This window comes from Rothia sp. CCM 9419, assembly GCF_048512815.1.
Taxonomy (GTDB): domain Bacteria; phylum Actinomycetota; class Actinomycetes; order Actinomycetales; family Micrococcaceae; genus Rothia.
The window spans coordinates 192,537-212,205 of record NZ_JBLXXY010000001.1; the positions used below are offsets into that span (position 1 = coordinate 192,537).

18 protein-coding genes are annotated in these 19,669 nt (G+C 47.9%); 15 read left to right on the forward strand and 3 right to left on the reverse strand.

The window, feature by feature from the left end; translation table 11 throughout:
* Positions 1-2: 2 nt before the first annotated feature.
* The 14 genes from ftsH (at position 3) to ACN08W_RS01035 (ending at position 14,934) form a co-directional block, all read left to right on the forward strand.
* A complete protein-coding gene (ftsH, locus tag ACN08W_RS00970; protein WP_419103152.1) occupies positions 3-2,132 on the forward strand; it encodes an ATP-dependent zinc metalloprotease FtsH in 2,130 nt (709 codons plus the stop codon).
* On the forward strand, positions 2,132-2,704 hold the full coding sequence (gene folE, locus ACN08W_RS00975) for a GTP cyclohydrolase I FolE (RefSeq protein WP_419103151.1): 573 nt from the start codon (positions 2,132-2,134) through the stop codon (positions 2,702-2,704). Before ftsH ends, folE begins: the two co-directional genes overlap by 1 nt.
* Positions 2,705-2,863: 159 nt before the next feature.
* Positions 2,864-3,739, forward strand: a complete 876-nt coding sequence (gene folP / locus ACN08W_RS00980) for a dihydropteroate synthase (RefSeq protein ID WP_419108573.1) — start codon at positions 2,864-2,866, stop codon at positions 3,737-3,739.
* 240 nt (positions 3,740-3,979) lie between these two features.
* Entirely contained in the window at positions 3,980-4,393 is a 414-nt protein-coding gene (gene folB / locus ACN08W_RS00985) for a dihydroneopterin aldolase (RefSeq protein WP_419103149.1), read from the forward strand.
* Entirely contained in the window at positions 4,390-4,896 is a 507-nt protein-coding gene (gene folK / locus ACN08W_RS00990) for a 2-amino-4-hydroxy-6-hydroxymethyldihydropteridine diphosphokinase (protein WP_419106668.1), read from the forward strand. The genes folB and folK overlap by 4 nt, the downstream gene beginning before the upstream one ends.
* Positions 4,893-5,420, forward strand: coding sequence for a DUF3180 domain-containing protein (locus ACN08W_RS00995; protein WP_419106667.1), 528 nt, complete (start codon positions 4,893-4,895; stop codon positions 5,418-5,420). Before folK ends, ACN08W_RS00995 begins: the two co-directional genes overlap by 4 nt.
* Before the next feature lie 85 nt (positions 5,421-5,505).
* Positions 5,506-6,027: a PH domain-containing protein gene (locus ACN08W_RS01000; protein WP_419103146.1), complete on the forward strand. Its 522-nt coding sequence runs from the start codon at positions 5,506-5,508 to the stop codon at positions 6,025-6,027.
* A 2-nt stretch (positions 6,028-6,029) separates the two neighbouring features.
* Positions 6,030-7,610, forward strand: a complete 1,581-nt coding sequence (locus ACN08W_RS01005) for a PH domain-containing protein (RefSeq protein WP_419108574.1) — start codon at positions 6,030-6,032, stop codon at positions 7,608-7,610.
* A 50-nt stretch (positions 7,611-7,660) separates the two neighbouring features.
* Positions 7,661-8,554 (forward strand): Rossmann-like and DUF2520 domain-containing protein, encoded by an 894-nt coding sequence (locus tag ACN08W_RS01010; RefSeq protein ID WP_419106665.1) that lies wholly within the window; start codon positions 7,661-7,663, stop codon positions 8,552-8,554.
* A gap of 36 nt (positions 8,555-8,590) precedes the next feature.
* Positions 8,591-9,511, forward strand: a complete 921-nt coding sequence (gene panC, locus ACN08W_RS01015) for a pantoate--beta-alanine ligase (protein WP_419103143.1) — start codon at positions 8,591-8,593, stop codon at positions 9,509-9,511.
* Between the two features lie 71 nt (positions 9,512-9,582).
* On the forward strand, positions 9,583-11,070 hold the full coding sequence (gene lysS, locus ACN08W_RS01020) for a lysine--tRNA ligase (RefSeq protein WP_419108655.1): 1,488 nt from the start codon (positions 9,583-9,585) through the stop codon (positions 11,068-11,070).
* 100 nt (positions 11,071-11,170) lie between these two features.
* Positions 11,171-11,383 (forward strand): hypothetical protein, encoded by a 213-nt coding sequence (locus tag ACN08W_RS01025; RefSeq protein ID WP_419103219.1) that lies wholly within the window; start codon positions 11,171-11,173, stop codon positions 11,381-11,383.
* Positions 11,384-11,558: 175 nt separating this feature from the next.
* Entirely contained in the window at positions 11,559-11,918 is a 360-nt protein-coding gene (locus tag ACN08W_RS01030) for a histone-like nucleoid-structuring protein Lsr2 (RefSeq protein ID WP_419103142.1), read from the forward strand.
* 448 nt (positions 11,919-12,366) lie between these two features.
* Positions 12,367-14,934 carry an ATP-dependent Clp protease ATP-binding subunit gene (locus ACN08W_RS01035; RefSeq protein WP_419103141.1) on the forward strand — a complete coding sequence of 856 codons (2,568 nt, stop codon included), beginning with the start codon at positions 12,367-12,369 and terminating at the stop codon, positions 14,932-14,934.
* Between the two features lie 201 nt (positions 14,935-15,135).
* Here the strand turns inward: ACN08W_RS01035 and ACN08W_RS01040 are convergent, their stop codons facing one another.
* The gene (locus ACN08W_RS01040; protein WP_419103140.1) at positions 15,136-16,092 is read right to left on the reverse strand and encodes an A/G-specific adenine glycosylase; all 957 of its coding nucleotides are present in this window, start codon (positions 16,090-16,092) and stop codon (positions 15,136-15,138) included.
* Positions 16,093-16,170: 78 nt separating this feature from the next.
* Between ACN08W_RS01040 and ACN08W_RS01045 the strand changes: the two genes are divergently transcribed.
* Positions 16,171-17,049, forward strand: a complete 879-nt coding sequence (locus tag ACN08W_RS01045; protein WP_419108575.1) for a hypothetical protein — start codon at positions 16,171-16,173, stop codon at positions 17,047-17,049.
* An 87-nt stretch (positions 17,050-17,136) separates the two neighbouring features.
* Here ACN08W_RS01045 and disA read toward each other — a convergent pair whose 3' ends face one another.
* Together disA and radA are read right to left on the reverse strand one after the other, a co-directional pair.
* Positions 17,137-18,213: a DNA integrity scanning diadenylate cyclase DisA gene (disA, locus tag ACN08W_RS01050; RefSeq protein WP_419103138.1), complete on the reverse strand. Its 1,077-nt coding sequence runs from the start codon at positions 18,211-18,213 to the stop codon at positions 17,137-17,139.
* A 37-nt stretch (positions 18,214-18,250) separates the two neighbouring features.
* Entirely contained in the window at positions 18,251-19,663 is a 1,413-nt protein-coding gene (gene radA, locus ACN08W_RS01055) for a DNA repair protein RadA (RefSeq protein WP_419106662.1), read from the reverse strand.
* Between the last annotated feature and the right edge of the window lie 6 nt (positions 19,664-19,669).

The following is a 19,669-nucleotide window of genomic DNA, read 5'->3' on the forward strand; positions in this document are numbered from 1 at the left end:
CATTGGCGCAAAAAACCAATAAGAACCCAGAAGAAGATAAAGGGTTCTTCAGCAAGTTCATCTCAGGACCATGGTTCTGGGTGGTGCTCGCTTTAGCCATCTTCGCGACTTTTTCGATTACCTCGATGTTTAACGGTTCAAACCGTGTCGATACGAATGTCGGCTTAGAGTTATTGAAGAACGATAAAGCTGTGAGCGCGAAAATCTATGATGGCGATCAGCGTGTAGATTTAGAGCTTAAAGACGACTATTCCACTCCTAAGGGGCAGAATCTCGGAAAGAATGTCACATTCTATTTCGTAAATGCTCGCGCTGGTGATGTGGTTCAGGCTGTGGATAATGGAAAACTGAAGAGTTACACCGATCAGCCTGTACAGAATAACTGGTTTACTTCGTTACTGACATTCTTTGCACCTTTTGTTCTGATTGCTTTATTGTTCTGGTTCTTGATGTCTCGAGTCAGTTCTGGCGGCTCTCAGATTATGAATTTCTCGAAGTCTCGTGCAAAGAAATTCAATAAAGACAACCCGACCGTACGGTTCTCTGATGTTGCCGGTGTTGATGAAGCTCTCGCGGAGCTTGAAGAAGTGCGTGAGTTCCTTGCTGAACCAGAGAAATTTACTCGTCTTGGCGCAAAAATTCCTAAGGGCGTTCTCTTGTATGGCCCTCCCGGTACCGGTAAGACTCTTCTTGCGAAAGCTGTTGCTGGGGAAGCTGGAGTTCCGTTCTACTCTATTTCTGGTTCTGACTTTGTGGAGATGTTCGTGGGCGTGGGTGCTTCTCGTGTGCGAGACCTCTTCAAAGAGGCTAAGAACCATAAATCTGCCATCATTTTCGTTGACGAAATTGACGCTGTAGGTCGCCAACGCGGTGTCGGTATGGGTGGCGGTAACGATGAGCGTGAGCAGACTCTAAACCAGCTTCTTGTTGAGATGGATGGTTTTGACGGAACCTCAAATATCATTGTGATTGCTGCAACGAACCGACCTGATGTGTTAGACCCTGCTTTGTTGCGTCCGGGCCGTTTTGACCGTCAAGTTGGAGTGGATGCTCCTGACTTGAAGGGTCGTCAGCGTATTCTCGAGGTGCACGCGGCGGGTAAGCCTATTGACCGCCGTGTAGAGCTGTCTTCTGTGGCGAAACGAACCCCTGGGTTTACCGGCGCCGACCTCGCAAATGTCATGAATGAGGCTGCCTTGTTGACAGCTCGTGATGGTGGAAACGTGATTGATGAGCGTGCCATTGATGAGGCTATTGATCGTGTGATGGCTGGGCCTCAGCGCTCTTCTCGTATTATGAAAGAACATGAACGAAAAGTTACCGCTTATCATGAAGGCGGACACGCCTTGGTTGCGGCTGCTTTGCGTAATTCTTCTCCAGTAACAAAGATTACGATTCTTCCTCGTGGGCGTGCGTTGGGCTACACCATGGTGATGCCTGAGGACGACAAATATTCGACAACTCGCCATGAGCTACTTGATCAGATGGCTTACGCCATGGGCGGACGTGCAGCAGAAGAAGTGGTCTTCCACGATCCTTCGACCGGTGCTTCGAATGATATTCAAAAAGCTACTGAAACAGCTCGTAAGATGGTTACCGAGTACGGCATGAGCTCACGTATCGGTTCTGTTCGTCTTGCTGCTCGTGAGTCTGATCCGTTCCTTGGCGGTGGTGCTGGTGGAGGCAATAACTTCTCGGATGAACTTGCTTATGTGGTAGACCAAGAAGTTGCTGCTTTGCTTGAGAACGCTCATGATGAGGCCTTTGAGATTCTGACCGAGAACCGAGATGTTTTGGATCGTCTTGCCTATGCTCTTCTTGAGAAAGAAACTCTTCTTGAGAAAGAGATTGCAGAGATTTTCAAGGATGTTCGTAAACGTCCTGAGCGTTCACATTGGTACTCTAAAACAACTCGTGAACCTTCTTCTTTGCCCCCAGTAAAGGCTCCTAGCGAGGTGGACGGTTCTTCAGAAGATTCGCAAGAGAATGAGCCTATTGTTCAACAGCCTGTGATTGATACGGATTCTTCTCCGGTTCAGAAGCCTGTGACAGATGTAGACCCCGCTCCTGGTATGGGCAATGATAACGGTGCTCAAGGCCCAGATGAAAGTCCTTGGGGTGGTGCACGCTAATGGCAGTGGATCAGCCTCGTATTGAAGCAGCTGTTCGCGAGATTCTATTAGCGATTGGGGAAGACCCCGATCGTGAGGGTCTTGTCGACACCCCTGCTCGAGTGGGGCGTGCCTATGCAGAGATGTTCTCTGGTTTGCACGATGAACCCGGCCATATTCTGGGGACGACTTTTGATATTGACCATAAAGAACTAGTGCTTGTGAAGGATATCCCGTTTTATTCTACGTGTGAGCATCATCTTGTACCGTTTTTCGGTCAGGCACATGTGGGCTATATCCCGGGGGATTCTGGGCAAGTGACGGGTCTTTCAAAGTTGGCTCGTACCGTGGACTTATTCGCTAAACGTCCGCAGGTACAAGAGCGTATGACAACGGAAATTGTAGATGCTATTGAAAAGTATCTACGTCCTGCTGGTGCGATTGTTGTTGTGGAAGCTGAACATATGTGTATGGCAATGCGCGGGGTTCGTAAACCGGGTGCTAAGACGGTGACGAGTGCTGTGCGCGGTCAATTACGTGCTGAGGCAACTCGTGCTGAGGCAATGAGCTTGATTAATAGTTCTCGCTCGTAGTTCCGGAAGTTTGTGAAGAATCTTCTGCCGATGCAAAGGTGAGGGCACCTACGAAAATATCGTAGGTGCCCTCACCCTTATGCGGTGTGTACTTGTGCGTATTCTTGTGGTGTCTGTATGTTTTAGTTGCTATCGATAAATTTTTAGAAAGTGGGCGTTGTGGTGTCTTCTGTGTTTGCTTCTTCTGGTACTCATGTGATGGGTATTCTGAATGTCACTCCTGATTCTTTTTCGGATGGTGGTGAACACTATACGTTGCAAGAAGCAGTAGACCATGCATACCGTATGGTTGAAGATGGCGCTACGATTATTGATATTGGTGGTGAATCAACTCGACCTGGTTCTACTCGTATTTCAAGTGTTGAGGAACAGCGTCGTATTTTGCCTGTTCTTGAGAAATTACGTGATATTCCTGCTTTTTTGAGTATCGATACGCTTAATCCCGATACGGCTCGTGTTGCGGTTGAAGCTGGTGCAGACATTATTAATGATGTTTCGGGAATGAATCTTTCGGAGCAGATGATTGATACGGTTGCGTCACTGGATGTTCCTTATATTTTGACTCATGCTCGTGGCACTTCTGCGACGATGAATGATTGTGCCAGCTATGAGGATGTTGTTGATGAAGTGTTTTTTGAGCTTCGTTCTTTGCGTGATCGTCTTCTTTCTGGGGGAGTGGCGTCGAAGAATATCATTCTTGATCCTGGTTTAGGTTTCGCAAAAGTTGGTATGCAAGATTGGCAGTTGTGTGCGTCGATGACACGTTTTCGAGAGCTGGGGCATCCGCTATTGATTGCTGGATCTCGTAAGCGCTTTCTAGGGCGTTTATTGGAGGTTGAAGATTGTCAGCGTGCTGAACGCCTGGGTGTTGAGCCTCGGGGTCGTGCTGTTGATGAGCGTGATGCGGCGACGGCAGCGCTGAGTGTTATTGCTGCGTTAAATGGTGCGTGGGGTGTGCGGGTTCATGATGTTCGCTCTAGCGCTGATGCTCTTGCTGTTGTTCAACAAGTGAGAGCGTATTCTTCGGAAATGTGATGTTTTTGTATGGATGAAGCGACATGAGGTGTTTTTGACCTAAAAACATGTGTGAGCTTAACCTCTATTCCAAGCGCATTTAGTTCGTTTTTTAACTTTAAAACCTTGCAATGGTGCGGAAGAGGGGGTTCGTTGACATGTTGACGGGGTTCAATGTGGCGACAAACAACACTAAGTATGCTCAGGAACAGTGGATAATAGGAGACGGTAATACCCCATACTGCCGAACAAAGGAACATTGTGACGGAGTACCGCACTATTACAGAACAAGCTGTGCCCTCTGCGTATCGTACCGCAGACCGTATCACCCTCAATGGTGTTGGGTGCGTTGGGTATCACGGCGTTCTCGATAGTGAGAGGCAAACTGGTCAGCCGTTCTTTGTGGATATTACGATGTTCACCGATTTCTCACGAGCTGTTGCTGACGATGACGTTACGCAGACAGCAAATTATGCTGAAGTCGCTGAAACTATTCGTGATGTGGTGATGGGAGAGCCTGTCGATTTGATTGAGACATTGGCGGAAAAAATTGCGCAAGAAGTGTTAGAACATTTCCCTCTTCTTGCCGTTGAGATAACCGTGCATAAACCGAAAGCTCCTATTGAAGTGACTTTTTCGGATGTATCGGTGACGATTTTCAGGGAGAAAAAATGAGTGTAACTGCCATCCTCGCTCTTGGTTCAAATATGGGAGATAGAGAAGAAACCCTCATTAGGGGGATTGCAGACTTGTGTAGTCATCCGCAGATTTCTGTACAGAACATTTCTCCGGTTGCTGTGACTGCTGCAGTGGGCGGGCCTGACGGGCAGCCTGATTTTTTGAATCTAGTGATTCAGATTGAGACGGATTTACGTCCTTTTGAATTGTTGGAGTATACGCAGAGCGTAGAAACGAAACATCATCGTACACGCGAGGTTCATTGGGGTCCTCGTACTCTAGATATCGACATTATCGAATACGGCAATATTCAGATGACTCAGACCGATTTGACGATTCCTCACCCTCGAGCTGCTGAGCGTGCATTCGTTCTAGAACCGTGGCTTCGTATGGACCCTTCTGCCGAGCTACAAGGTGTGCCGGTTGCTGAGTTGGCGCAAAAAGCTGAAGATCGTGATGGTATCCGCGAAATTCGTGAAGCACCGGTGGTTTGTGCATGACGTCTTTACGTCTGAGAGTATTACTCAGTGTTTTTCTTGGTGCTTTTATGGTTGGCGCCTTAGCTAATACGCTGAGCGTGCGTTGGGGTGGCGCAGAGCTGATGCTTTCACCTTCGAGTCTTCTCGTTTCAGTGATAATTTGTGCCCCCTTGATGTGGTTGGGTGTTCAGGTATCACGTTTTCGTCAGCGAGACCGGCGGGTTGATGCTGGGCGAATGAACCCTCTTTTGGCAGCTCGTACTGTTGTGCTGGCTCAATCTAGCGCCTATACGGGTGTGATGATTGCTGGCTGGCATAGCGCATTGCTTTCGTACCAGTTGTATATGTTCACTCTTCGTGCTGCATGGCCTCCGCTGGTAACGTCGATTGTTGATGTTCTTGCCGGTGCGCTTTTATGTGGTGTCGGTGTTTGGGTGGAGCATCTGTGTAAAATACCACCTTCTGATTCTGACGATCATGCCCCTAAAGACGAGCACATTCTTGAGCGTGATAGCCGTGGATATGCACGTCAGGATGATATTTAATAACTATTTTGAAGGTTGAGATGCAGGTTACTTTTCGATAGTGTGTAGTTAAAATTATGGGCACTAGAAAATGAGGTACCTTCTCATGACTCAACAGAACTCAACAATAGGAGATATTGAGCAGCGGCCGTGGATACGAGTATCACCCTCCTATGTGAAGATTGTCCTTATCAATAGGGCCATCTTCCTGCTGGTCATTATGAGTGTCGCAGGTCTTGTCTGGATGTTTCGTGAAGACGAGTTCTTCTCCTCTGGCCTCAAACTTCCTATTATTCTGGGAGTCCTAGGCGTTCTCTTCCTCGGACAACTGACATACCTTCTGCTGGCACCTCGCTACGTCAAATCTATTGGGTATCACCTTGATGAACGACATCTCGTTATCACCCGAGGAATCTTGATGCGAAAAGTCATCTCTGTTCCTTATGGGCGTTTGCAATACGTAGACGTTACCTCTGGCCTCGTGTCAGGAATCTTTAAACTCGCTTCTCTAGAGCTTCATACAGCTTCTGTTGGAACAGAGGCAAAAATCCCGGGGCTTCCTCAACCTGAAGCTGAAAAAATACGAGAGATTCTGACTCAAGACGGCGTAGAACAGATGGTGAAGTAACGATGAGCGAAACACCACAAGAACATAATTTTTCTCTTGGACACGATGATGCCAAGAACAACACACATGACGAACCTCAAAATAGCGAACAAGTACCAGATGAAGAACTTCATTGGAAACGTGCCCACCCGCTGAGTCCTCTTGCCTCAAGCTGGTTTATTCTTGCGTGGATCGTATGGATTACCGGTAAAGAACTCTTCGAATCGGGGTTTTTAGAGTCAGATACTTCTTTGCTTGAGTCTCTACGAGACTTTTTAACTTTCATTACTTCAACCCCTAAAATTTTTGTTCCGGCACTGTTATCTGTGGTGATTTATTATGGGGTAACGTATCTTGGCTGGTTCTTTACATTCTTTGCTGTTGGAGAAAAATTCTTTCACCTTAAAACGGGGGTTCTTCTCGTTAAAAAGAACCGTAAAGCAAATATCAACAAAATTCAGTCCATCGATATTACGTCCCCATTCCTCGCTCGTCTTTTTGGTCTATCAGAAATGACAGTTGACGTAGCGGACGGAGACGGTAGTGCTCTTTCGATTAAATTCCTCAAACACCAACATGCTCAACAATTACGTTCGACTTTGCTCCAAAGAATAACGGACGTTAAGCAGTCTCAGCATTCTGCGCCCACACGAGAAGAATCAGAAGACGTACCTACCGTAGTGCTCTCGGAAGAAGAGAAACTGCAACAATTTTTACAGCAGGAGAATCTCCCAACGCCTACGGCAGTTGAGGATTCTTCAGAACAAGAGCTTCTAAGAGTTCCGCCCAAGCGTCTTGTCGCGTCATTATTGTTGGACGTGAAAGTGCTATTCCAGCTTTTGCTTTTTCTCATTTTCATAGTGGTTACTTTGCGAGAAGTGGGTGTAGGCTTCTTCTCAAGTATTACGTCCATCATCATTTTGTTTGGTTTTGCGAGCTCTCTATTTAACACTTTTGCCCGCCGCTATAATTTCCGTATTGCAGATACTCCTGAAGGTCTTAAAATTCGTTATGGACTATTCGATACCGTGACCCAGAGCGTACCCGTATCAAGAATCCAAGGGCTACAGATTAATCAGAGCGTTCTCTGGCGATCTTTGAACTGGTACAAAGTCGTAATCAACGTCGCCGGCTACGGCATCAAAGACATGATGAACGATAAAAAAATTACGGAAGAATTAGTTGTTCTTGCAACAGGTGAAGAACTCGAAAAAATCTTAGACATGGTTCTCCCCGTCCATGAGGAACGGGTAACAGGCCGATGGCTTCTCTACGCTCATGGAACTCGAGGTACTGAGGCTGGTTTTCGTCCTCGTGTAGCAAAACTCCGGTGGCTACGTCCACTATCGTACCGCCGTGCAGGGTTTACCCTCACCGATAAATATTTCATCCTTCGTGACGGTGTCTTGTACTACAAGCTTTCCATCATCCCCTACCAGTTTATCCAATCTGTTGATGTGCGCTCTTCACCTTTAGAACGACATTATGGGGCACGCACAGTTAACATTTGGACTATTGTGGGCCCTATTTCCGCCACAAATAAGAACATTCATGCCGAAGATGCCCAAAGAATTGTGCAAACTCATCGTGACGTCTACCGATAAGTGTGCATAAGGGCAGAATCTAAGGAAACAACTAGGGTAAGCTGTTACCCGTGAGTTTTACACAACCAGCCCGCATGAAAATTGGTGTGATATCTGCCGGTAAGGTAGGTGCCGTCCTCGGCGCCGCCCTACGGGCCGCTCAACATACCATCGTCGGGGTACACGCCATCTCAGAGGCTTCTCGCGAACGTGCTGAGATGCTACTACCTGGCGTTCCTCTTCGCAGCATCCCCGATATTGTGCAAGAAGCTGAAGTCGTATTACTTGCTGTACCTGATGATACTATTACTTCCGTTGTTGAAGGAATAGCGCATACTGTCGGTTGGAAAAACGGACAAATCGTTTTTCATACCTCCGGTATGCACGGCATTTCGGTTCTTGAACCAGCTGCCGCACAAGGTGCAATTTGTTTAGCAATTCACCCGGCCATGACCTTCACTGGGCTATCTCTGGACCTAGCGCGTTTACAAGATACTTGTTGCGCAGTAACAGGGCCGGCACCATTTCTACCTATTGCTCAGGCACTAAGCGTTGAGATGGGTGCTGAACCGGTAACTATTGCAGAAACAGACCGTGGACTGTACCACGCGGCATTGGCACATGTGGCAAACCACCTTGTGACCATTACTGGACAATCACTACAAATTCTCGAATCTATTGGGGTTCCCCAACCTGCACACTATTTACGTCCGCTCCTTCAAGCAGCGTTAGATAACGTGTTATCTTCTGGCGAAAATACGCTCACAGGACCAGTAGCTCGAGCCGATATCCAGACGGTACACACACACGCACAAGAACTTAGCCAGTATGCACAAGAAGAGAACTCTGAAGATATCTCAATAGCGTACATAGCGTTAGCTCAAGCCACCGCGCAGAGAGCTCACGCGCGAGGCGCATTGAGTGATGAACAGCTTGAACGCGTCCTAGACGCCTTACAACGCTAACGTTTTAGTGCACATGATGAAAGGATCTTTCACCCCGTGACGAGTAGTCCAATAATTATTCGTTCTGTTGATGAACTTCGCCAAAGCGTCAGTTCAGCACTTGAACGAGCCCAAGAACAAGCTCACCAGCAGGCAACAGAAGAACAACCCGCAACACCCGTAACATTGGGTTATGTGGCAACCATGGGCGCATTACATGAAGGACACGCCACGCTCATCCGTCGCGCTCGCGAACAAAATGATGTTGTTGTGGTCTCAGTCTTTGTCAATCCTTTACAGTTTGGCCCTGGCGAAGACTACGAGAAATATCCACGCACCCTTGAATCAGATGTTCAGGTTGCTCAAGAAGCTGGTGCCGATATTGTTTTTGCCCCAGATAACGACCAAATGTATCCTTCTGGCACCCCTTTGATTACGGTGTCTTCAGGGAAGCTCGGAAATCTTTTTGAAGGTAAGACACGTCCTGGGCATTTTGATGGTGCTTTGACGGTTGTCAATAAGTTCTTTAACATTCTTAAATCTGGTGCTCGTCATCATGTTGTCAACGCATATTTTGGTCGTAAAGACGCACAACAGGTGTCGTTGATTCAGCGTATGGTTCAGGATTTTAACCACGATATTGTGATTAAGCCGGTGCCTATTGTGCGTGCTGATGACGGTTTAGCTCTTTCTTCTCGCAATCAATATTTGAGTGCTGAAGATCGTGAGCGTGCGCTGGTGTTATCGCGTACATTAGCGATGCTTCGAGAACAGCAGATTACTCGTGGGCTCACTGAAGATGATATTAGCGCTGCTCGCGAACGCATTGACGCTGTTGAAGGTGTGCGCTTAGATTATCTTGAAGTAATTGATTCAGAAACCTTTGAGCCTCCGGCAGCTGATTCATCAAAGGTCTTGGCTCTCGTGGCAGCCTATGTGGGGCAGACTCGTCTCATTGACAACATGGAATTAAACTAATTTTTCCGCTATATATTCAAAGACGTTAGGTTTTTTACGTGACTAATCATCAGAAGGGCGTTTCTTCAGAAATGCCAGTTATTGCAGATATGTCTGAACAGATGCAGATTCGTTTGGGCAAACGTGCAGATATCCTTGCTTCAGGACGTGAAGCATACCCCGTGGGTGTGCCTGTAACGACCACTATTGAGGCTATCCGCGAAAAATACGACGGTGTGCTTAACGCTGAGGATACTACCGGCGATATCGTGGGTATTGCTGGGCGTGTCGTGTTTGTGCGTAATACCGGTAAGCTGTGCTTTGCAAGTTTACAGCAGGGTAACGGTACTCGTATTCAAGCGATGATTTCTCTTGCCGGTGTAGGCGAAGAAGCCCTTGCTGATTGGAAGGCTTTAGTTGATCTTGGCGATCATGTTTTTGTTCATGGTGAAGTGATTTCTTCTCGTCGCGGTGAACTTTCTGTGATGGCTGATTCTTGGCAGATGGCTTCTAAGGCGTTACGCCCTATGCCCACGTTGCATAAGGAACTGAATGATGAGACTCGTGTCCGTCAGCGTTACCTCGATTTGATGGTTCGTGATGAGGCTCGTGAGCTTGTGATTAAGCGTGCAAAAATTACTCAAACTATTCGTGATGTTCTGAATGGGCACGGTTATATTGAGATTGAGACTCCTATCTTGCAGCTGATTCATGGTGGTGCTGCGGCGCGTCCGTTTGGTACACACCTGAACGCGTTTGACCAAGATATGACGTTGCGTATCGCTACCGAGCTTTTCTTAAAACGTGCGCAGGTTGGCGGTATTGAGCGCGTATATGAGATCGGGCGCGTTTTCCGTAATGAGGGTGTCGATTCTACTCACAGCCCAGAGTTCACAACGTTAGAATGCTACGAAGCGTATGCTGATCAGTTTGTGATGGCGGAGCGTATGCGTGAGATTATTTTGGCTTGTGCTGAGGCTGTAGGCATTTACCAGATTGAAACTGATAAAGGCACTATTGACTTAAGCGGTGAATGGAAGTGGGTTGCAGTCTATCCTGGTCTGTCTGAGGCTGTTGGGGTAGAGATTACTCCGGAGACTCCCGCTCAGGTACTTCGCGATATTGCTCAGAAGCACGATATCTCCGTAGACCCTCAGTGGGATGCTGAAAAACTTGTGGTGGAGCTCTTTGGTGAAATTGTTGAACCGACGTTGCTCAATCCTACTTTTGTGTATGATTATCCGCCGTCGGCTCAGCCCTTGGCTCGTCCTCACCGTGATAAGCCGGGTCTGATTGAGGCTTGGGACTTGATTATTGGTGGTATGGAACGTGGCACTGCTTTCTCGGAGCTTATTGATCCGGTGATTCAGCGTGAGCGTTTGACGGAGCAATCTCTTCTTGCTGCTGGTGGAGATGATGAAGCGATGCAGTTAGATGAAGATTTCTTGCGTGCTCTTGAGTATGGTGCTCCTCCAATGGGCGGTATTGGTCTTGGTGTGGATCGTCTGATCATGCTCTTTACGAATGTTGGTATTCGAGACACTATTTTGTTCCCGTTGATGAAGCCAGAAGCTGATTAAATTTGTGTGAAAGCGTTGCCTGCAGGAGTTCCTGTGGGCAACGTTTTTGTATAAGCACGTTATTCTAGAGAAAAGTTTTCATGAGGAAATGAGTTCGGTGATGGATTATCTTATTGCGATTATGCCTTCTTTAGGGGCGGGTATTGTTCTCTTTTTTATTTTGCGTTGGATTACTCGTGCTGATAGGACGGAGCGAGCTACTGCACGTGGGATTGAAGAAGACGCAAAGCAGTGGTATGAGAATGTGAAGAGTTCAAAGGGTACTCGTGATCCTTTTGGTTCAGAGCAGTCAAAAGATACTGAGGTTAAATAAAAATAGTGTTTTTTCACTATTTATTTTTACCTTATTCGTATTTATTGCTATTCTTCTAAGGGATATATAGTATATAAATATATATGGATTCTGTTTCTTAGAATGAGAAGAATAATTCTTTCTTTGTTCTAAGTGGTGTCCTTTGCTACGGTTTAGATAACTCAGGAGAAACGTAATGGCTCAAAAGGTAAAGATTATTCTTGAAGATGACCTCGACGGCGGTCCCGCAGAAGAGACTGTGCGTTTTGGTCTTGATGGTGGCCAGTACGAAATTGACTTGTCTAGCGCAAATGCTGCTCGTTTGCGTGATGCTGTGCGTCCTTTTGCTGCAAAGGCGCGTCGTGTGCAAGGTTCGCGCACTCCTGGTCGTCCTGCGGGTTCACGTTCTGTTTCTGCGCCCAAGCGTAATCCTGAAACTGCTGCTATCCGTCAATGGGCTAAAGATAACGGTTATGAGGTTTCTGACCGTGGTCGTATCCATCAGGATATTCAGGATAAATATTATGCCCAGCAGAAGACTAAGGGTGATTTCTAAGAACCTGCTATCTTTTACCTGATTTTAAAGAGTTTGGGGCTTTCCGTGTGGAAAGCCCCAAACTCTTTAAGGCGTTTATATATTTCTTGAGAAATGTATAAAGTTATTCTTAGTCCACACTTTAGGGGATATGTATCTATTGATATATCAGCATATTTCCCACTGCTGTATTTTATAAGCTTTCTTATCTTAATAGTTTTTAAAGAAACTAAATTCTTCTGAATGTTGTCAACGCCATTCATTTTCTTTTTTAACAAAAATAGTAAGTCTGCCCATAAATAACTTACCAACACCGAACGTGGTAAGTGAACACCTCAAACAGGGTCTAAAGACTCCTAAGAGGGGGGCGTTTAACTACTTATCTTTTCACCGCATGCGAACAGCCCCCAGAAAGAACAAAAATACGCGTAATGTTTTGCATAACGTAAGATTTTGTGAGGAGTGTTCAATGTTTGAACGATTTACCGACCGTGCTCGGCGCGTAGTGGTTCTAGCGCAAGAAGAAGCGCGCATGCTAAACCACAACTATATCGGCACCGAACACATCCTATTGGGTCTCATCCACGAGGGTGAAGGTATCGCCGCTCGTGCACTAGAATCCTTAGGAGTAAACCTCTCGAGTGTTCGAGAGCAAGTTCAAGACATCATCGGCCCCGGTGCTCAAGCACCATCAGGCCATATTCCTTTTACCCCGCGGGCAAAGAAAGTTCTAGAACTTTCGATGCGTGAAGCTATCCAACTCAACCACGGCTATATCGGCACCGAACATATCCTCTTAGGGCTCGTACGCGCCGATGAGGGTGTTGCAAATCAGGTTCTCACCAAGCTCGGTGTAGACGGTGCTAAAGTTCGTCAAACCGTCACCGACTTGATCGCAGGATACTCCGGAAACAACGAAGGCAAAGAAACTGCCGGTGTTGGTGCTGGAAACTCCAAAGAAGGCGCGCCTGCTGGTTCTGCCATCCTCGACCAATTCGGACGCAATCTCACTGCCGCAGCCCGCGAAGGCAAAATGGATCCGGTCATCGGCAGACACCGCGAGATGGAACGCGTCATGCAGATTCTCTCACGCCGCACCAAGAACAACCCCGTGCTCATCGGTGAACCAGGCGTTGGTAAAACTGCCGTCGTCGAAGGGCTCGCTCAAGCAATTGTGCACGGAGACGTTCCCGAAACACTCAAAGATAAGCACCTCTACTCACTCGACCTCGGCTCACTCGTCGCTGGCTCACGCTATCGCGGAGACTTCGAAGAACGGCTTAAAAAAGTTCTCAAAGAAATTCGCACCCGTGGCGACATCATCCTCTTCATCGACGAAATCCACACCCTCGTTGGTGCTGGTGCAGCAGAAGGCGCCATCGACGCAGCCTCAATCCTTAAGCCCATGCTTGCTCGCGGCGAACTGCAAACTATCGGCGCAACCACCTTGGATGAGTACCGTAAACACATCGAAAAAGATGCGGCCTTAGAACGTCGCTTCCAACCTATTCAGGTCGATGAACCTTCACAAGCTCTGGCTATTGAAATTCTCAAAGGTGTGCGCGACAAGTATGAAGCGTACCACCGCGTGACCATCTCAGATGAAGCCATCGAATCAGCGGTAAATCTGTCTGCACGGTACATCTCTGACCGTTTCCTCCCCGATAAGGCAGTAGACCTCATCGACGAAGCGGGCGCACGTCTACGTATCAAACGCATGACAGCACCACCTGAAATCAAAGATCTCGAAGAACGTATCGCCCAGCTTAAAACAGAAAAAGAAGCTGCTATTGCTGCTTCTGAATTTGAAGAGGCAGCAGAAATTCGCGACCGCGAACAACAACTCATCGAGAAAAAAGATGAGGCAGAGAAGAAGTGGCGCGAAGGCGGAGACGAATTCGGTGAAGTCACTCCTGACGTGATTTCTGAAGTTCTTGCCTACGCAACGGGTGTTCCGGTCTACAAAATCACCGAAGAAGAGACCAGCCGTCTACTCACCATGGAAGATGAACTCCACAAACGAGTTGTCGGACAAAAGAACGCTATTAAAGCTCTTTCTCGTTCTATTCGTCGAACTCGTGCTGGACTCAAAGACCCCAACCGTCCTGGTGGCTCTTTCATTTTTGCTGGACCTACCGGCGTTGGTAAAACCGAGCTTGCTAAAGCGCTTGCTGAGTTCCTCTTTGGTGATGAATCTGCCCTCATTACCTTGGACATGTCAGAGTACCAAGAGAAGCACACCGTTTCTCGTCTCTTCGGCGCACCTCCCGGATATGTGGGCTTTGAAGAAGGCGGACAGCTCACCGAGAAAGTACGACGCAAACCCTTCTCCGTCGTACTCTTTGACGAGGTAGAAAAAGCTCACGCCGACCTCTTCAACTCACTTCTACAAATCCTTGAAGATGGACGTCTCACCGACTCTCAAGGACGTGTCGTCGACTTCAAAAACACCGTCATCATCATGACCACTAACCTTGGTTCTCGTGATATGGCACGTAAAGTACCTGTCGGTTTCCAAAGCGTTGGAGACGTTGAAGGTGACTACGAGCGGATGCAAGCACGCGTGATGGAAAGCCTCAAAGAGCATTTCCGTCCAGAATTCTTGAACCGTGTTGATGATATCGTCGTCTTCCCGCAGCTTTCTGAGACTGAAATCTTGCAGATTGTGGACCTGTTCACTGGTCGTTTAGCTCAGCGTCTTGCGGAGCAGGATATGAGCATTGAACTCACAAACTCTGCCAAGATTCTGATGGCAACAAAGGGATATGATCCTGCGATGGGTGCACGCCCACTCCGCCGTGAAATGCAACGAAACATTGAAGATGTTCTATCCGAAAAGATTCTTTTTGGAGAGATCAAACCGGGAGAAAAAATCACGGTCGATACGGTAGGCGAAGGAGACCTCGCAAAATTTGTGTTCTCTTCCGTCACGATGAGCGAATTATCTGAGGACTCAGTAGACTTCTCCGCCCACGAGGCAGAAGAAGAAGCTGAAGAAATCGTTGAGCACGCTCAAAGCTCCGAAACAGAAGAGTAAAGGCATTCTTGGGAGCACCTCAACTCTCAAGAAACTTATAGAGGTCGTCAATGACTAGTAAACCTCCCTCCCCCCTGTGTGGGGGAGGGAGGTTTTTAGTTCCCGCCCTTGCGTCTATTTTCGGCTATGCGCTCACGCAACGACTCGCATCGGTTTAGTTCCCGTCCCCTGAACATTCCAGTAGAGAAAACACCTCACTCTTTAAAGGCTCAAACCCGATGAAGTTCTTTGAGCTAACCCGTCATGAACTAGCGTAGATAAACACCGCTCTTTCTGCTCAAAAGGACTATTGAGCTGATGTAAATGCGTTAGCTCCTCAGAAATATCTGGGCGATGATTTACCGTATGAGCGTCGAAAAACATTTCTGGTGGCACAGGTGTGAGAGCCTGACGCAAAACCGCCATAATAGCACCTCGAAGCTGACGGTCTGTGCCGTGCCAAGACTGCCCTTTAGGGGTGTAATCTGCTGGAGGTTTTCCTTCACGAACCCACGCACAATGCTCCTGTACCGGACATGCCTGACATTGTGGGGTACGTGCAGTGCAGATAAGAGCACCAAGCTCCATTGTTGCCGCATTCCATTGGACAGAATCTTCTAAAGACTCTGGCATGAGTGACTGCGCTAATCGAGTTTGTGCTGCTGTAAGAGATTTACCCGGTAAGGCTTTCGCCAAAATAAGTCTGCTATGAACTCGTCGAATATTAGTGTCGATAACTGTTGCTCTGCCACCAAAGGCAAAAACACTAATAGCAGCAGCTGTATATGAGCCAACACCGGGTAGCGCCACTAACTCCTCATAACTTTGAGGGACGATACCAGAATGTTTTTCAACAATCGTCTTTGCGGCTTCATGAAGACGAAGAGCACGCCGAGGATACCCAAGTCGTCCCCATGCCCTAAGAATAGTTGCAGAATCTTCTGCTGCAAGAGCAGCCGGCGTACTCCACCGTTCAAGCCAATATTCCCAGACCGGTAACACACGTTTGACGGGGGTTTGTTGGAGCATGAACTCACTGACCATCACCTCCCACCCCGTGCGTGTAGGGGCACGCCACGGAAGGTCTCTTTGGTTCTTCTCGAACCACGAAATAACGTTTTGGTGGATGACGGCGAGTTCTTGTGCCGATGGTGATGAATGAAAATGCTCAGAAGCCACAAGAACACCATAAAGGATTTAACATATCCATAGCCAATAGGGGCAGAAAACTAGCACAATACACGCTATTCTAGATATATGTCTCAAAATGGTTTCGAAGATCCACACGGCGACGAGCCTACACAGCAGGTGTACATCCGACGTCGTATTTTTGCACTCTTAGCACTTCTTCTCGTGCTGATCCTTCTTATCTGGGGTTTTGTGTCTATTGTGAGAGCGCTCAGCGGCTCATCTAAGAACACAGACGCTTCTGCTTCACAAGCAACAGCGTCCAGCTCTTCAGCTGCTCCTTTTAGCGATTTTACAGACCGAGCTTCAGCGTCTGCCCACGCCGACAATAAAGACGGCGACAAAGATAATAAAGATAAAGACGAAGCAGATAATTCTGCTTCTGCGCAGGCTTCAGATAATGCTCAAGAGCAGAAAAAAGAAGATGATGCACAAGCTAGTGCATCTTCAGAAGCCGCAGAGACTGCTGCAGCTGAACCAACTCAGGAACAGCGCACTGAAGATGCAGCTGCATCCGAGACTGCTACTGCTGAACCTACCGAAGAGCAAAGCCCTGCCGTAGTATCAGCTTGCTCCGCAGCAGACATGGCTGTTTCCTTAACCGTTGATAAGAATTCTTACGGTGCCGGTCAGTTCCCTGCTATGGCAGTTACTTACACCAACACAGCCGGAACTCCTTGTGCTGTTGGAGGTAATGCCGGAACCGTCGATGTCAACATCATCTCTGGTCCAGCTCAGGTATACAACTACGCACAGTGCAACGCTGCTGCAGCTGACCCAGCAGAAATCGCTGCTGGTGCAACCGATACTAAGGTGATTACTTGGGACCGTTCCCTAAACGTCCTCGGTTGTGGCACTAAACGCACCATTCAGCCTGGACACTACTGGGCTACTGCAAGCGTAAACGGCGTACATTCCAAGCCTGTTCGTATCATCGTCACCGGCTAGTACCATAAACTTAACGTTGAGCGCCGACAGTGTTTTCTACACTGTCGGCGCTCAACCTTTAACGCTGAAAAATAATACGCCGTATTTTTATCTGAACTGTTCAAGCAAAGATGCCTCTGCCATCCGTGAAAGAGACTCACGAATCACACGAGCACGCTGCTCACCGATACCATCAACAGCACGCAAATCATCGAGACTAGCAGACATCAACCCCTGCAAACCATCAAATTGTTCAACAATACGAGACGCAACTGCCCCTGGCATAGACTTAATACCCGATAACAGACGATACCCACGCGGATACAACGGCACATCTAAATTCTGTCCATCTAAACCGATAGCGTCTGCAATCATCGAAAAATCAACAAGTTCTCTATCATCAAGAGAATATAAACCGCTAAGAGCCACATCGACCTGTTCACTATGAGGGGTGCCTTCTGCCGGCAAATAATCACGAAGAATCACTCGAGCATCGGGAGTATCTGGACGGGTCAACTCCTCTAATTGCAACGCAATGAGACGACCACTAACCCCAAGCTCCAACACATAAAACCCTACTTCAGTGCAAATACGACGAACCATCTCCATCCGTTGCAAAGTAGCTGCAACATCACGAACCGTAACACTCGACTCAATCTCAAAAGAAGACAGTGACTGAAGAACTTGCTCTAAACGCTTCGTATAAGACTCCAACGTCTGAATCGCTTGATTAGCTCGGCTCATCAACACCTGAGAATCTTCCACCGTATAACGGATACCGTCCACATACACCGAGATAAGAGACATCGACGCGCTCACCGAAATCACTGGAAAACCCGTCTGCACCGCAACACGCTCAGCAGTACGATGACGAGTACCAGACTCCTGCGTCGGAATACTAGGATCAGGTAAAAGTTGAACACCAGCATGAATGAGCTGCGTCGCCTCACGGTCACAAATAATGGCGCCATCCATCTTTGCAAGCTCTCGAATCCGAGTTGCAGAGAACTCTGTATGAATCGCAAAACCACCAGAAGATATTTGAGATACCGTCTTATCATTGCCGAGCACAATGAGAGCGCCGGTTCGACCACGAAGGATTCTCTCTAACCCTTCACGCAACTCGGTGCCAGGAGCAATACGAGCAATAGTTTTAAGAAGACGTTCACTGTAGACAGACTGCACAAAACCATCTTATGCCAGTAACAACATAAACCTTAAATTAGGAGGTTTTAGAGGACTTCTCAGCAGGGAACAACAACGTTAAAGCCTCATTCAAAGAAATAACCTCACGAACGCTCACACCAGCAGGAACCTCACCCACACCCGCAGGAGAAGCCGGCACAATAACATGAGTAAAACCTAGGCGCGCAACTTCAGCAATACGCTGACGAATACCAGGAACAGGGCGAACCTCACCAGCAAGCCCGACCTCCCCAAAAACAGCAAGCTTACGCGGCAGAGGCTGATCTTGCGCAGCCGATGCTAACGCCATCACCGCCGCTAAATCAGATGCTGGCTCAGCAATTTTTGCGCCACCAACGGTCGAAATATAACAATCTAAAGAACCCACATGAAACCCTGCACGCTTCTGAAGCACAGCCAAAAGCATGGCAATACGAGAATGATCAAGACCAGAAGTTGTCCGTCTTGGCTGGGCAGTAGAAGACTGATCTAATAGCGCCTGAATTTCCGCTAACAAGGGGCGACGCCCCTCCATCGTTACCGTAACGCACGTACCAGATACAGGGTGCGCTGTCCTCGACACAAAAAGCCCCGACGGATCAGTTACAGGCGCAATCCCGTCCTCATGCATATCAAAACAACCCACCTCATCGGTTGGGCCAAAACGATTTTTAACAGCACGCAAAAGACGAATCTGCGAATGTTTATCACCTTCACACTGGCACACGACATCAACTAAATGCTCTAAAAGACGTGGGCCAGCTATCGTGCCCTCTTTCGTCACATGACCCACAAGAAGAGTGCACATATTTCGAGACTTTGCTGCAGCAATCAACGAAGCAGCAACCTCACGCACCTGAGTCACACCACCGGCACTTCCCTCTACTTGAGTAGAAGCAAGAGTCTGCACCGAATCAACAATCAAGAGCGCCGGATTCACCTGCTCAACATGAGCCAAAGCTACACTCAAATCCGTCTCAGCGGTCAAAAACAGCGTATCTGCCACCGCACCAATACGATCAGCACGCAATTTCACCTGAGCCGCTGACTCCTCACCGGTAATATACAACACCCGATGCGACGCATCAGCACCTGTACCACGAGCAAAACGAGCCGCAATATCCAGTAACAACGTGGACTTACCGACACCTGGCTCACCAGCCATCAAAATGACCGCGCCCGGGACAAGACCACCACCAAGCACCCGATCAAACTCAGGATTACTCGTCGGCATATACTGAGCAACCGTAGAATCAACCGACCCAATAGGACGAGCCGGCTGAGCTACCGCAGAAGCAGGAGCAGTCTTAGCAACAGCAGCACCATGAATTTCTTCTACCGTTCCCCATAGCTGACACTGACCACAACGCCCCACCCACTTAGCGGTCGTCCAACCACACTCAGCACAACGATACGTATTCGCAGAACGAGAAGACTTACGAGCACTCATTAACGA

Bases quoted from the DNA above. Each gene is read 5' to 3' on its own strand.
- folE (WP_419103151.1), top strand. From the start codon at position 2,132: ATGGCAGTGGATCAGCCTCGTATTGAAGCAGCTGTTCGCGAGATTCTA.
- folK (WP_419106668.1), top strand. From the start codon at position 4,390: ATGAGTGTAACTGCCATCCTCGCTCTTGGTTCAAATATGGGAGATAGA.
- ACN08W_RS00995 (WP_419106667.1), top strand. From the start codon at position 4,893: ATGACGTCTTTACGTCTGAGAGTATTACTCAGTGTTTTTCTTGGTGCT.
- ACN08W_RS01000 (WP_419103146.1), top strand. From the start codon at position 5,506: ATGACTCAACAGAACTCAACAATAGGAGATATTGAGCAGCGGCCGTGG.
- ACN08W_RS01005 (WP_419108574.1), top strand. From the start codon at position 6,030: ATGAGCGAAACACCACAAGAACATAATTTTTCTCTTGGACACGATGAT.
- lysS (WP_419108655.1), top strand. From the start codon at position 9,583: ATGCCAGTTATTGCAGATATGTCTGAACAGATGCAGATTCGTTTGGGC.
- ACN08W_RS01025 (WP_419103219.1), top strand. From the start codon at position 11,171: ATGGATTATCTTATTGCGATTATGCCTTCTTTAGGGGCGGGTATTGTT.
- ACN08W_RS01030 (WP_419103142.1), top strand. From the start codon at position 11,559: ATGGCTCAAAAGGTAAAGATTATTCTTGAAGATGACCTCGACGGCGGT.
- ACN08W_RS01035 (WP_419103141.1), top strand. From the start codon at position 12,367: ATGTTTGAACGATTTACCGACCGTGCTCGGCGCGTAGTGGTTCTAGCG.
- ACN08W_RS01045 (WP_419108575.1), top strand. From the start codon at position 16,171: ATGTCTCAAAATGGTTTCGAAGATCCACACGGCGACGAGCCTACACAG.
- radA (WP_419106662.1), bottom strand. From the start codon at position 19,663: ATGAGTGCTCGTAAGTCTTCTCGTTCTGCGAATACGTATCGTTGTGCT.